The 13,996-nt window shown below is 45.9% G+C and carries 7 protein-coding genes; 1 reads left to right on the forward strand and 6 read right to left on the reverse strand.

The genetic code is table 11. The annotated features are described in order from the left end of the window. Window positions 1-58 precede the first annotated feature (58 nt). Entirely contained in the window at window positions 59-721 is a 663-nt protein-coding gene (locus NV381_RS19690; RefSeq protein ID WP_258214985.1) for a GOLPH3/VPS74 family protein, read from the forward strand. Between the two features lie 116 nt (window positions 722-837). On the opposite strand, the gene NV381_RS19695 is transcribed toward NV381_RS19690, so the two are convergent. The 6 genes from NV381_RS19695 to NV381_RS19720 form a co-directional block, all read right to left on the reverse strand. After that, complete coding sequence (locus NV381_RS19695) at window positions 838-1,155, reverse strand: cupin domain-containing protein (RefSeq protein ID WP_171650321.1); 318 nt, start codon at window positions 1,153-1,155, stop codon at window positions 838-840. A 275-nt stretch (window positions 1,156-1,430) separates the two neighbouring features. Continuing rightward, window positions 1,431-8,444: an S-layer homology domain-containing protein gene (locus tag NV381_RS19700; RefSeq protein WP_258214986.1), complete on the reverse strand. Its 7,014-nt coding sequence runs from the start codon at window positions 8,442-8,444 to the stop codon at window positions 1,431-1,433. An 85-nt stretch (window positions 8,445-8,529) separates the two neighbouring features. Then, the gene (locus NV381_RS19705; RefSeq protein ID WP_258214987.1) at window positions 8,530-10,089 is read right to left on the reverse strand and encodes an extracellular solute-binding protein; all 1,560 of its coding nucleotides are present in this window, start codon (window positions 10,087-10,089) and stop codon (window positions 8,530-8,532) included. A 42-nt stretch (window positions 10,090-10,131) separates the two neighbouring features. After that, a complete protein-coding gene (locus NV381_RS19710) occupies window positions 10,132-11,199 on the reverse strand; it encodes an SGNH/GDSL hydrolase family protein (protein ID WP_258214988.1) in 1,068 nt (355 codons plus the stop codon). Between the two features lie 234 nt (window positions 11,200-11,433). Further along, window positions 11,434-12,843, reverse strand: a complete 1,410-nt coding sequence (locus NV381_RS19715) for an extracellular solute-binding protein (RefSeq protein WP_258214989.1) — start codon at window positions 12,841-12,843, stop codon at window positions 11,434-11,436. Next, window positions 12,828-13,913, reverse strand: a complete 1,086-nt coding sequence (locus tag NV381_RS19720) for a LacI family DNA-binding transcriptional regulator (protein ID WP_258214990.1) — start codon at window positions 13,911-13,913, stop codon at window positions 12,828-12,830. Before NV381_RS19720 ends, NV381_RS19715 begins: the two co-directional genes overlap by 16 nt. Window positions 13,914-13,996: the final 83 nt, after the last annotated feature.

Here is a 13,996-nt window from a genome sequence, read left to right on the forward strand (position 1 = left end):
ATGACAAAATGGTTACTATCAGAAAAAATGCAGCTTCGTATAGAAGTGGAGGGATGTTATGCAATTATCCGTATCTGAACAATTTATATTGCTCGCGTTAGACAGAAGCTCCGGCTTATTCAACAAACAGCTATCCGGCATGCTCGGATTTTATTTGGCAGCATCAGGCCTGCTGGAATTGATTCTTTCGGATACCATTCGACTTACCAATAACGATCAAGTGATGTTCAACAAGACACCCCCCGCAGGAATTCAAGCCCATTTGGAACTAATTACCGATAAAATAAATAAGAAAACCCAAACTGATTCCATCAAAAATTGGATAGTTTCTCTCTATACTTGGAACAGCCCCACTATTCAACAGCAATTAACCGAGTCAATGGAAGCTCAAGGACTGATGGAAAAGCATCAAAAAAAATGGTTGTCACTCCTCCCGTTCACCTACTGGACCGTACAAGAGAATGTGAAGGAAAGCCTTGTCCATCGGCTAAAAAATGATTTATTAAAAGATGGAGCCATAAATAATGAGATCTTCTCTGTAGCTCTGCTTGCTGCCCATTCCAAAATATTGAACGATTACTTGTCTCCCGAAGAAAATGAACAGGTGAAACAGCGGCTCGTCCATCTGCAAAAAAATCATGATTCTCCCACTACCCTGCTTTGGTACAATCAAGTAAAACGAGCTTATACGGAAGCGGCTGCTTCGTCATGGTCCATCTAAGTCGGATTCGGAAAATTTTTATAATGCAAAAACAGAGCATGTACCTCCCCTACAACAGGAATGGTACTCACTCTGTTTCATTTGCAGTCGGTTATCCAATCAGGACACCTGTTAAATTAACGTTTAACCAAATCTTCCCGAACCGGTGTAAATGTATCCAGCAGGATGCTAGGCTCCAAAGCCTTGGCACCGTGTTTAGCCCCGCTTGGAATAAAGATTGTTTCCCCTACGCCGATTACTGTTTTTTGTCCGTCGATCGTAAACTCAATCTTTCCTTTAATCAAATAAGACAGCTGCTCATGCGGGTGGCTGTGCTCGTAGCCTTCGGCGTTCTCTTCAAAATGAACTTCCATCATCATAATCGTTTTACCTGGTTCAAAAATTTTCCGTTTTACGCCAGGCTCCGCATTTTCCCATACACCAATATTGCTCATCCCTATGTACCTCCCAAGTAATGAATAAGTGCACTTCATCTTAATGTCATTGCGAGTGTTCAGTGTAAAATCCTTTTAATTATACCGCAACCACCAGCTTGATGGCTAATACTCGGACAATAGCTGAGATTTCACTGTATACCCCATATACGGAGCCACTCCATAATCGAATAACCCTTAACCTTAAGAGTACTCTATATGTGGTTGTGGATGCTTGGGATTTTTTTAGATTTTGTTGTATCTTTTTCATATCTAAGCCCATTTCATTGCCTATCTTATTGCGCAAACGAAAGCACGGAAAGCATTCTGGATAATATAACCGCACTTTGAGCACGAGTCGCAGCGTCGGAAGGGGCGAAGCTGTCTGTAGAAACGCCTTCCATCAATCTCATACCGCTCAATCGGTTAACAGCCTCTTGCGCCCAGCCCGCTATTTTATCCTGATCCGTAAACAGCGTCTGCTTATTGACCGGCTGTTGCTCCTTGCTCCCTGCGAATTGAATAGTCCGGAAGATCATAAGTGCCATCTCCTGCCTGCTAATGGTTTGATCGGGACGGAAGATGCCGTCCTCATATCCGCTTACAATACCTGATTGTACAGCGGCTGCAACGGAGCTGCGGTACCAAGCATCATCTGGGACATCTTTGAAGCTGACCTCGCCTGATAACTTCACATGCTCCAATCCAAGAACACGGGTAATGAGTGCAGCGAATTCTGCGCGAGTAACCGATTCATTCGGACGGAATTCCTCCAATGTCACTCCTTGAACGATTCGTTTATTGGCCATTTTTTCAATGTCGGCCTTGGCCCAATGCTTCTCAATATCGTTGAATGTAAGATGATTATCTACCAGCATGTAGGTGCTGTTCGTTCTGCTGTAAAGAGTCACTTCATTGCCCTTTACAGTAAATGGTACAGGCGAGTAGCCGACATTTCCGCTGCTATCGGTCGAAACACGGACTGCAGCAAGGGTTCCTTCATTTACTGGGTGTTCCGATTTAATACTCCTTGCTACATATTGGGTAAATGAATCGATATTCAATGTTCTACCATCGGACGCAGTCACATGCATGGTGAAATCGACAGCACCAAGCACCTTTAATCCGGATGCTTCGGCACGCTGTTCAGCATTATCATTCCGGCTGATGATAATCTCAAGGCGCATATCCTCCCGTTTGACGTTCAATTGTGAAGCCCATTGCATGATGTTAATCTGCTGGCTCGGCAGCAAATACGTTCCCTGCTTGGTACTAATTGAAACGGTCTGAACCGATTGGGCATCGATTATTTTTTGCAGTGCTTTACTGTCCAGCGTTACATTCACTTGCTCGGCCTCGCGGCTATCAACAGAGATGGCGAGCAAACCATTGCTTGTGTTTTGCAAAGCTTTGCCAATCTGTGCTTCGTTTACAATTGTAAACGTGGCCAACTTGCCATCTATGTTTTTGATTTCTGTAATTCCTGTAACTCCTGTAACTCCTGTAACTCCGGCATCAGCAGCATTACCGGTTGGTGGCTCAGAAGAGGAAGAAGAAGTTCCGCCCGGGTTCCGGTTGCTGGAGCCGGATGATCCAAGCCGTTTAACAACCACTGTGTACGTTTTGACTGCTTTATTGGCAGCCGTAACTATCACCTGAATCGGGTTATCCCCCACATTCAAGCTCAACCCATTGTAAGTTGCTCCGCTCACACTTGCAGTACCGTTGACAGTCAGCGATGCTTTGCCATCCGCTGCAGTCGGTGTAACCGCGATGCTTGAAACCGTATTTGGTACGGTTGCAGTGTACGCTGTTGTGCCGGAATTGAATGCGGGAGCCAGCGTTCCCACACTAAGCGTAAGATCGCTCAGGTCGGCATTGGATGAGGCTTCTTCAATCGGCGGTTCCAGCCGTTTAACAACCACTGTGTACGTTTTGACCGCTTTATTGGCAGCCGTAACTATCACCTGAATCGGGTTATCCCCCACGTTCAAGCTCAACCCATTGTAAGTTGCTCCGCTCACACTTGCAGTACCGTTGACAGTCAGCGATGCTTTGCCATCCGCTGCAGTCGGTGTAACCGCGATGCTTGAAACCGTATTTGGTACGGTTGCAGTGTACGCTGTTGTGCCGGAATGGAATGCGGGAGCCAGCGTTCCCGCACTAAGCGTAAGATCGCTCAGGTCGGCATTGGAGGAGGCTTCTTCAATCGGCGGTTCCTCCTCCTCCACAGCGGTCACACCCGGAGCCTTCAAGTAATTCGTACCGCTGTTGTCCAGTTTATTGCCTCTAAGCACAATTCCAGTCCCGGCTTGAAGTTGAATGCCGTTGGTGTTCCCGGTAATCGTATTATTCAAAATCTTCACGTTGAGCGGATCGCCTTCACCGATATAATTCGCTTTCTCATCCCCTTTATCATGCTCCAGAAGAATAGCCCAATAATTAAGGGCTGTATTATTGCGGATCACATTATTTCTAATAATAGTTCCAGGTCCGTTCAAAACATTGATGCCTGCGGCTTCTTCAACATTAGTCGTATTTTCGATTAGATTGTTCTCAATAATCGTATCCGGTGTACCCATCGTAACCACAATACCTTCTCGTGAGTTTCTGATAATATTGTCGTGGATATAGTTTTTGGGACCCGATTTACTATGGTTGCTTGGCGCTGTGCCGCCTGTATTACCGAGACCTACAGCTCCGCCAGTGGTAATGTCGGTCACTAGATTGCCATAGATGTCATTTAGGTACTCCAGTTCCCCATGAAGATCAATAGCATCCAGCTTGGTCTTATTGAAATGATTGTTGCGTACCGTATTGTTATGTGCGACAAATTGAATGAGCGCTCCATGCCTTAAGTATGGCCCCTCAAAGGATGAGTTTTCCACCAAATTCCATTTTGTATCATTGTCATACCCAAGCCGATCCACCTTCGCCATCCCTTGGATAGCAACTCCATACCCCGACCCTCCCGGACCTACGTCGGTGGCATTGCGGAAGCTGCTGTTTTTTACAACTACATCATGACTATTGTCGATGCGAATTCCCATACGAGTAAACTTTTCAACCGTTACATGATCTATGGTGATATTGTAGGAAGGATAATCTCCATAGTTCGCAATGACGATCATGCTGTCCGGTCCGCCGCTTGCCGGATTGTTAACCTTATGGTCTGTTGTATAAGCACCTTCCCATGTTGAGGTTAGCGTCAGATTGGAAATAACCAGCTCATGCTGATTGGCTGCTTTTAACAACGTACTGTTTTTAACTTTATTAAGAGCTGTTTTCAAAACCGTTCCGGATTCACTTTCACCACGAAGGTTGACCCCGGTCTTCAACAATAGATTAGCTATGCCGTCAGGAGCTGAATTCAGGTTGTATGTTCCATTCGGCAGGTAAACTTCGTCCCCTTCAACAGCTGCATTTATAGCCGCTTGAATGGCTGGACGGTCATCTGTACGGTTATCTGAAGGGTCTGCACCATAATTCAGCACATTAATAACTCTGCCCGTTGTTACATGGGGCATATGAACAGGATGGTTCGTGCCATCCGCATTCGTCATCCCCGGTTGGGTGAAAGGTACGGCTCCAGGTGGCGGGCCCGGTACGATATAAGGAATAAGGGCAACCGGAGTGTCCCCGTTAGTGAATGGAGCATAAATATGGACATCTGTAAGACTTGTGAAGGTGCTGCCATCTGAGTTGCCATGGCCTGTGATTCGCACGTATCTGGCATCCGTATCCGGTATGTCAAAGGCTTGCATAGCCGTAGTTCGGCCGCTGCTGGAACCGCTGAACCGCTGTGTCCATGTTATTCCGTCAATAGACGTCTCGATTTCGAAATTCGTTGACCGCATATCTCCCTTGTAAAATCCGATACCGACATATCCGATGCTTTTGATTTCATCCAAGTCGAACATAATCCATTGACCGTCACCCGATGCAGACCAGCGAGTGTAAGAATTGCTGTCTATCGTGTTAATCTCGATGTTTCCATCGCTGCTGCTTGCGGTTACACCTATGACAGGTAGAGGTGTCAGCGGTTCCGAAAGCGTTGTTCGGCTAATAGTCAGAGGAGTCGTGCTGATATTTCCCGCTGCATCTACTGCTTCAACCTTGAATGTATAAGCTGCCCCTGGATTCAACCCTGCAGCGTTATAAGAAGTGCTTCCTTTTACCGTTGCAACCAGCGTATTATTCTGATAAACCTGGTATTGGGTTACTTTGGTATCATCTACTGCAGCAGGCCAGTATAAGTTGATGAAATCAGTCCCCAGGTTGGATACGGCTAATTTACTGCCGCTCAACCATGAAGGAGGCGTCTTGTCGTTGGAAATATCGATAATCTCCTTAACAACTAATCGTGGCTTTGGATTACTCGTGCCGTTGGCTTCCTTCGAATAGATGTTTATAGAAGTACCTGTGTTGGCTGCATCTCCTACTACAAAGGTAACCTTACCTTGAGACAAATGGCTTCTAACATAGTCGGATACATCCACACTGTACAATTCCGGATTGGATCCTTTATCAGCTGAAACCGTAAATTTACCGACAAATACAGCTGCAGCCAGATTATTGACCGGCGCATTGCCCCATGTCAGATCCGTTTCGGTCCAGTCCGTATTCTCTATGCCATAAAGTGACATCTCCACATTGGTGTTGGAGCTTCCCTTTTTCCCGGCCACTTGAAATATATATTTGTAAGCAGGATCGGTTAAGCCAGACAAATCATATTTGAAATATACATATTTTTTATTGGTATTTCCTGAGGAAACACTGAACAGTCCAGCACTTGTACCTGTGGCGGAATTGAAATTCGTATCTGCTTTGCTGCTGTCAATAAGTGCATCATCTGTAGGCAGCGGACTGCCTATATCCGTTTCCACCACAACTCCAGGCCCTGATGGCTGCTGAGGCATGACCGTTATTTCACTTTCCGCATAAACCTGCTGATTGACGGAGGTTGTAATGTTTGCCCGTATTTTCGTTTTGCCCGGACCTACAGCTGTCACCAAGGCAGATGTCAGCCCGGAGGAGGATACGGCAGCAACGCTGCTGTCATAAGTTGTCCATGTGACCGCCTTCGTCACTGCGTCATTAGGTGCAAGCGATACAGTCAACTCCTTTGTCCCGTTTGCCTCCAAAGTAAATGCAGATGGATTCAATACAGCTGAAACATTCGGAGCTCCCGGATTAGGATTATTAGGATCGGTTGGATTGCCTGGTGTGTGGCCGTTTTTGTATAAAATGTGTTCTGTCACGGTTCTGTTCTTAACATGCTGATCCATAAATGCCCATGCCTCCGCATTGGCTGTTTCGGATGCAGCTCCCGTAAATCCGTGGCCCTGGCCTGGAACAACTTTAAAGTCAACGACTTTAACGCCCGCTGCTGTTAGCTGATTAGCAAATGTTACGCTATCTGTATAGGGAATCGTAGAGTCGGCGTCCCCATGCCGGATCCAGAATGGCGGGTCATCCGGAGATGCATACGTACTGGGCATTGCGAGTCTGGCTTGGTCCGGAACCGTGAAGGCTTTCTTGCCGCCCATGAGCGCTGTTACAGAGCTATAATTGTTGGCAAAGGTTGTCGTGAAATCAGCAGGCCCAAACCAGTCAGCCACCGCCTGCACTTTATCCGAATATTCCTGCCAGCCTCCCGCGCCTTCCAGATCCGGAACTTGCACCGTGTTTCCAGTATCGAGAACTACCCGATCCGTAGTCATGAGATCCCCAGAGGTCCCGAGTAGGGAAGCAAGATGTCCCCCCGCCGATGAGCCCCAGACACCTATACGATCTGGATCGATATGATATTGAGCTGCATTCGCTCGCAAATAACGAATTGCCAGCTTCACATCCTGAATTTGAGCCGGAAAAGGCGCTTCAGGAGTAAGGCGATAGTCAAGCGAAACGCCAATATATCCCCTCTTCGTCACATATCCACATATGTTAGCCAGCGCTTGCTTCCTGTCTCCATGATTCCAGCCTCCACCATGTATATAAACCACGACAGGCATTGGAGCCGCAGGCGGAGTACTGGGAACCGCTATCGATGTATATAAGGGGCGGCTGCCAGCCGTTCCTATTGCAACATCTTCATACAAAGTAACCCCATTCGGCACTGGGAAAGGCACCGGGTCCGTTGTTGTCGGAGAATCAGGCACAGGTGTTACAGCAGGCGGAATACCCGGAATAGCCTGCCCTTTAATTGATACACTGTCTATGTACATATTCGCCTGCATCGGATTTCCAACCCTGAATCTTATCTTCAGGTTCGTGTTGTTATTGGCACCAGCCCCTAATACCCAAGCTTTCAGCTTGTTGGATTCGCTATTCTTCTGCTCCGCAGTGCCTTGAGGCAGCTTAAATTCTTCTAATGTCGTCCAACTGCTTCCTCCATTTCCCGACCACTCCACTACAATGCTTCCGCTAACATAAGAGGACGCCCTTGTATAGTAGCTCAGCTTGATGTTTCCATATCCAGTCGTGTTGAGTGGCAATCCCAGCGCATCGGTAGAATCGATTTTGACGAAGTTGGGAAGCGATGGCGCACTAGCAGAAACTGAAGTTTTCGCTGCGCTTCCCCCGGCACCTTCCTGTACCCAGGGAGATGGGATGGTTACATTGCCATCTGAACCGTAGTTGTCCGGATCATCGAAATTATCGGAGAAGAATTCGATTTCCGGCCCTTCGGGCTGTGGAGTCGAAGGCTCCTCCGGCGTACTCGGAATAGCTGTGCCTCTAACTTCCACATCATCTATATAGACGTTGCCGGCTAAAGGTACTGCCGAATCCACGCTAAACCTCACTCTGACATCCGGTAAATTATCCATAGATGTGTAAGTTGCTGCCGTGATGGTATACGTTCTTTGTTTAAAGGAACCTTGCGCCCCATTAATGGGATCTAAAGCAAACCAAGTGGAACCCCCGTTTGCGGAATACTCCACCTTTACACCACCGGCTGTGACACTGGATTTGTACCAATAGCTCATCTGAATATTTTGGTACCCGATCGTACTAAGATGCAGACTTAACGAATCGGTCGCATCAAGTTTTATACCGTAGGCTCCAGTATGCTTGCCACTGGTTGTCGTCTTCACGAGACTTCCGCCTGAGCCATCTTGAGACCACAGGGATGGCGACGCAGTCGGGACAGCAACTCCGTCACCATATTCAAAGCTGTCATAAAAAAGCTGTTTATCTGCAGACTCAGCCGAAAGCGTTTGAATTCCGAATATTGGTGTAATCATAGTCAGCAGCAGCATTATACATAAGGCTATACGTACCCCGATACTTCGCAGTAAATAGTTCATTTTATTTCCTCGCTCACCTTGTTATTTTTGCCCCTAAAGAAAAACTGCATAGATGCCAGCTCTACACAGTTTCATACCTTCGATATTACTTAGTTCTTGACAGGTTAACGCCATCATTCTTTTCAAATCTCTCCGTAGCTTCTTTAATGACATCATTGCCGCCCTTTTGCTTCCACTCTTCCAAAACCTTCGGATAGTCCGATATCGGTTCCTTTCCATAAACCATTTTCAATACATGTGTAAGAATAACCGGCGGAAGCTTATCTCCAGTTGGCGCAATATCGGGATTTTTCAAATATCCCTGCAGCTGAGGATCGAATTGAATCCCGTCTCGGCCTTCTTTGGCCAATACCGTGTCATATAGCTTCATCAAACCTTGCCCCTCCGGTGTAAGGCTCAACGTTCCTTTGTTATAGGTCGTATCCTGAACAAGCCATAGTAAAACCTGTCTGTACGTCTCCTCATCCACATCCTTTGCATTGGTAGGCGCTTTATAGTTGATCTTGCCGTTCTCTTCGGTGTAATTCTCTCCTTTAATGCCAAAGGTAAAAAATTTCTCCGCTTCATCACTAACCATCCAATCGAAAAATTTTATGATAGCCGCGGGATCCTTTGCCTTTTTATTGATCAAATAAGCTCTGGTAACGTTGCCTACAAGGCGCAAGCCTCCCTTGCCATCCGGCCCGGTTGGGGATGCAATCAATTTCATTTTCCCGGTGGGAACGCTTTCTTTCAGCTGCTGATCCCATTGAATCAACAAGTTGGCATTCATGTTCCAAATCCCCGCTTTTCCGGCTATAATATCATTTTTAAACTTCGTCGGATTAATCGTTGCAAACTCTTTGCTGACCAAACCCTCATCCACCATTGTTTTATAGGTTTGGATTGCCTTTTGCATATTTTCTACGTTAAAAAACTTAGGAACGACCTTGTCGCCCTGCTTCATAAAGAAATTTCCAAAAACATCATAAGCGCCGAAGAAAGCATCCGCATATACGAAATCCTCCCGACCCATGAATGGATTCTCAACACCCAGTTTCTTGAATGCGCGCATAACATTGAGGTAATCATCAACCGTTTTGGGCTCTGGAAGTCCTGTCTTTTCTAATAAATCCGTACGAATCCACGTTGCTCTTCTGGAAGGATTGGACAACCACTCCGGTATTGCGTAAATATTTCCTTTGGCGTCCGTTTCTTTCTCCCATGCTTCTTTAGGTATTTTTTTCAAAAGGTTTTTGCCATGCTTTTCCAACAAATCATTCAAAGGTATAAATACCCCAGCCTGCACCGACCCGGCCAATTGCGGATTGGTTAAGCCGGAGCTTGCCTGCACAACATCGGGAATATCGTTTATAGCAAACATCTGGATCATCTTCTGATCAAACTCTTTGTGCGGCATTAAACGGATGTCCAAATCCGTATTCGTTAGCTCCTCCAGCTTTTTCACCCATTTCTCATCGTTAATGTTTGGATGATTTTCCGCGTACGATATGTTCCCGGAACGGAAGGAGATGGAGAAGGCCGCTTTCCCTCCTCCAGGCTTGCCTGCGGTTTCCGCTTCCTGCTTCCCTGACTGCGAGCATCCCGCTGCTGTTGTGGCAAGTAATGAAGCGCTGACTATCGATAAAAGCCATTTCTTTCTCATATCAATCTCCCCTTAATAAAAGTAGTTGAGCCTTCAGAAACCTTACTTCTGCCCCAAGTGCACGGCATGCTTCAAAAGCGATTCCCGCAGTTTATTTACAGTTGGAAGCATTAATCCTGCCAGCATTTCCCCCATGCGAATATGGCCGTAATCGGAAGGATGAATAAGATCGCTAGTCAACGATGTAAAATCATCCATAATCTTGTTCCCATCTAAAAAATGCAGGAAAGGGTGGTTTCTGTTTGTCGTATACTTCTCCAAAACTTCATTGTAGCGTCTTTCTGCCTCGCTCAAAGCATGGCTATAGTCGCTGAAATAGGTGGCTCGGTTCGGATAAATATAAGTTAGAAACACCGGCTTCTCCGGCTGCCGTTCAATGATACGGTCTAGCAAATAGGACGAGCGCCGTTCAAATTCTTCAACAGGTACTACCGCCCTCATGTTGACACCGATTTCAAGATAAACCATATCCCAGTCATTGCGCTCCGCAATGTGATCTGACAGCTCCCGTTCACAGAAACAGGACCCGCTAAGGCCCAGGTTAAGGGCATCTATTTCCAGACGTCTGGCAGCCTGCTGTACATAGCCGTTGTAATGACTTAAAGCCCCTGCCCCTTGAGTTATAGATGAGCCATAGGCAAGCAGCGTCAATTGTGGCATCTCATGCTTATGAGGAGGCCTCACTTCAAATCCGAACGCATCGATGTCATAAAATACCGCGCTGAACCGCTCAAAGAAAATACGCCAAACCTTGGAAGAAAACGCCCTGTTGTTCAGCTTATCGGGGAACACCTGTGCAAATCTTTCGGGTTCTTCCAATTGGATCGTTGTAACAACCCCCGCTTCCAGCTGATGAGAGGAATGGAAGAAGTCGCCTTTGAACACCAGCACTTTACCGTTAGTATCCTGCGAGGCCAGCACCACTTGCACGTACTTCGCTTCTGTAACAAAACGAAGCTCGCAGCCGTTCGACTGTACTGCCTTCGTTCTTCCCTTCTCCGTTAAGCTGTGGCGAACCAGCCTCGGAAACCGGTGTAATCTTAGTCCCGGCAGATGCGGGCGCTGTTCAAGTTCCGTTACATTATGAAAATAAACATCCTTATGCTGCATGCTAGTTGCCCCACCAATCATTTTTCATTATTGTGACTCATATCTAACTCATTAAAACCATGATAGCACTAATGTAAGCGTAGTCAATGTGGTTTTTTTTAGTTCGACTTGTGATTTTATGGGGTAGATAATGATAATGTGATGACAAAAAAAGATGCAAGCTCTATTTCAGAGCCTGCACCTTTTATGTATAAAAGTATGCCTATTACGATTTAGTTTGGCAAAAGCAAAACTTTAGGACGATTGAATGATGTTGCTTTCTTTAGCCTCAATGAGCAATTGTTCCAGCCTCACGCTAAGCGCATCGCTATTTTGCAAGCCGGACAAAAATAACATAATATCACGTTGGATGCTTTTCAATTGGTAATTGCTGAGGCCGAGCTCCGTGAGCAACCGTAAGGTTGGGAAAATTTCTCTATACAAAAAAAATCTAGAGGGACGATATAAGGACTCCTCCCCCTCCCATTCCATAGCATGTCGGTGTGCGGTAATATTCAATGTTTTGCGGCGAAGCAGTAATTGGATTTCGTAGGAAGACAGGAAATCGACCAGCAGCTTGGCAGCCTCTTTGTTAGAAGACCGGCTGTTGACGGCAAGTCCATTAATAATGAGCAGTGTGCTCGTATCCTGCAACCCCGGCAATGGAGAAACATCGAAGGAAATATTGGAATCCCTAAGCTGATTTAAGAAAAAATAGGTTGTCATAATAACCGAAACTTTTCCTTCCAGAAAGAGGGCCTCCGCATCGGCATCGCTCTCTGACAAAATCCTTGGAAATACATCTGTCATCGCCAGCAATTCTCTGCACGCCTCCAGACTTTCTATTATCTTGCTCCCCCGCAATTGGTATTTTCCGTTAGCATCCGTTTGAAAGCTCGTTCCACTCTGCAGCATAAAGATCGGCCAGCGGTTACGCGACGGCATATAAAAATAAAATCCGAATCTTTCATTTTTTACCGACAATTGTTGGCCGTATTTAAAAAGATCTCTCCATGCCCAGCTGCTGTCTGGCTGTGGAACATGAGACTGCTCGAAATGGTTTTTGTTATAGCATAAAACTACAGGTGAATAATTGAATGGACGAACCAGCGTATCCTTTCCCTGTTGAAATGGTTGCGTCAGGAACGGATATATATCATCCATTTGCTCAATCGGCTCCAATAAGTCCGTACAGCCATTTTCAATGAAGTCCTGAAAATTGTTATTATTGATCAAAACTGCATCGAGGATCTCCGATTCCATATATTGCTTTAATGATTTGGAGTAGCTGCTTGACGACAGCTCTATCGGCTGTACAATAATATGCGGAAATTGCCGGGAAAACTCAGCCAGCAGCTCTTCCATCTCGACTAGTCGGGCAAAAGAATGGACATAGCCAAATTTAATAACGGTCTTTTGTTCAGATGAGGGATTCAGCACCTTATTGCCTACCCGTGGTATTTTCTCGATGTATCCATCCTCAACCAAAACCTTCAGACCGCTGCGAACGGAAGCATTGCTGAGCTCGAATTGCTTTTCCAAATCACTTTCGGAAGGCAAGTAGCTGCCAATCGCCAGTTTGCCAGACCGAATTTCTTGACGCAAAGTACCAATCATGACTTCCAGCCGAGCACGGAAATGTTTGCGGCTTAACCTTTTTTGCATGCTGAGACCTCACCATTTTGGCTTTTATATCCACAGGAGCTCCTTATTTGCAGCGAAGGCTCGATTTCAATTCTTGTCGGTTTGGACTTGGTAGTATGCTCCTGCTCGGTTATCAACCGATATAGCAGTTCTACGGCAAGAGTAGTTAATTCCTCTACCTTATAAGTTACACTAGTCAGAGGTATTTCAGCATATTGGGCTGCTTCCAGGTCATCAAAGCCAACAATAGCCACATCCTCGGGTACTCGCATTCCTTGCTCGCGGCACCAACGCAGCGCTCCAAGCGCCAAATAATCGCTGGATGCGAAGAGTGCAGTTACTCCCCCTTGAGGAAAAAGCTTCGCAGCCGACAGATAGCCTTGTTCGTAGCTATATTTGTCGACGGTAATAACAAGCTCCGGATTAAACTCGATCCCGTTATCCTTCAATGCCGTTTGATATCCCATATATTTTTCCATATTCGCTGCCCCGCCATGAATAAACGCGATCTTTCGATGACCTAACTGTGCCAGATGGGCTGCAGCTTTATAAGCGCCCTTATACTGATTCATGTAGACGGAATCGCTCGCCGGCTCATAATTACCACCGGATAAAAGGACCATCGGGATATGAGCATTTCGTATTGACCTGATTTTATCCTGATTTTGTTTATTCGTAGGAAACAGGAATATGCCGTCCACCTGCCGGGATACAAGGATGTCCAGAGCGAAGGATTCATAATCTCTATCGCTATCGGTGGTCATCAGCATCATATTGTATCCGTTGGCCATAAGTTTTCTTTCAATAAGCTGGGCCGTCTCTATTTGGACAGGATTCGTTATTTTCGGTAAGATGAATCCTATGATTTTCGATTTCTTTTCTACAAGAGAACGGGCGATGGAATTCGGAATATAGTTTAATTCTTTGGCCACCTGCTGTACTCTTTGTCTTGTTTCCTCATTAATTCGCTTGCTATTTTTTAAAGCTAAAGATACGGAATTGATCGATAATCCAAGTTCTTTGGCTATGTCCTCTTGGCGTACTCGCTTGCTCACTTTACTCACCTCTGCAGTTAATCCATTCCTTATCATGAGAACTGTCATCCACTCTATACAATTCTGCAATGGTATTCAGAATTCCTTTAATCCCAGGAAAAACACCCATACTACCAGCT

The organism is Paenibacillus radicis (ex Xue et al. 2023), assembly GCF_024722015.1.
GTDB lineage: Bacteria > Bacillota > Bacilli > Paenibacillales > NBRC-103111 > Paenibacillus_S.

Excerpts from the sequence above, each read along its gene's own strand:
- NV381_RS19705 (WP_258214987.1), bottom strand. The coding sequence starts at position 10,089 with ATGAGAAAGAAATGGCTTTTATCGATAGTCAGCGCTTCATTACTTGCC.
- NV381_RS19695 (WP_171650321.1), bottom strand. The coding sequence starts at position 1,155 with ATGAGCAATATTGGTGTATGGGAAAATGCGGAGCCTGGCGTAAAACGG.
- NV381_RS19720 (WP_258214990.1), bottom strand. The coding sequence starts at position 13,913 with ATGATAAGGAATGGATTAACTGCAGAGGTGAGTAAAGTGAGCAAGCGA.
- NV381_RS19700 (WP_258214986.1), bottom strand. The coding sequence starts at position 8,444 with ATGAACTATTTACTGCGAAGTATCGGGGTACGTATAGCCTTATGTATA.
- NV381_RS19715 (WP_258214989.1), bottom strand. The coding sequence starts at position 12,843 with ATGCAAAAAAGGTTAAGCCGCAAACATTTCCGTGCTCGGCTGGAAGTC.
- NV381_RS19710 (WP_258214988.1), bottom strand. The coding sequence starts at position 11,199 with ATGCAGCATAAGGATGTTTATTTTCATAATGTAACGGAACTTGAACAG.
- NV381_RS19690 (WP_258214985.1), top strand. The coding sequence starts at position 59 with ATGCAATTATCCGTATCTGAACAATTTATATTGCTCGCGTTAGACAGA.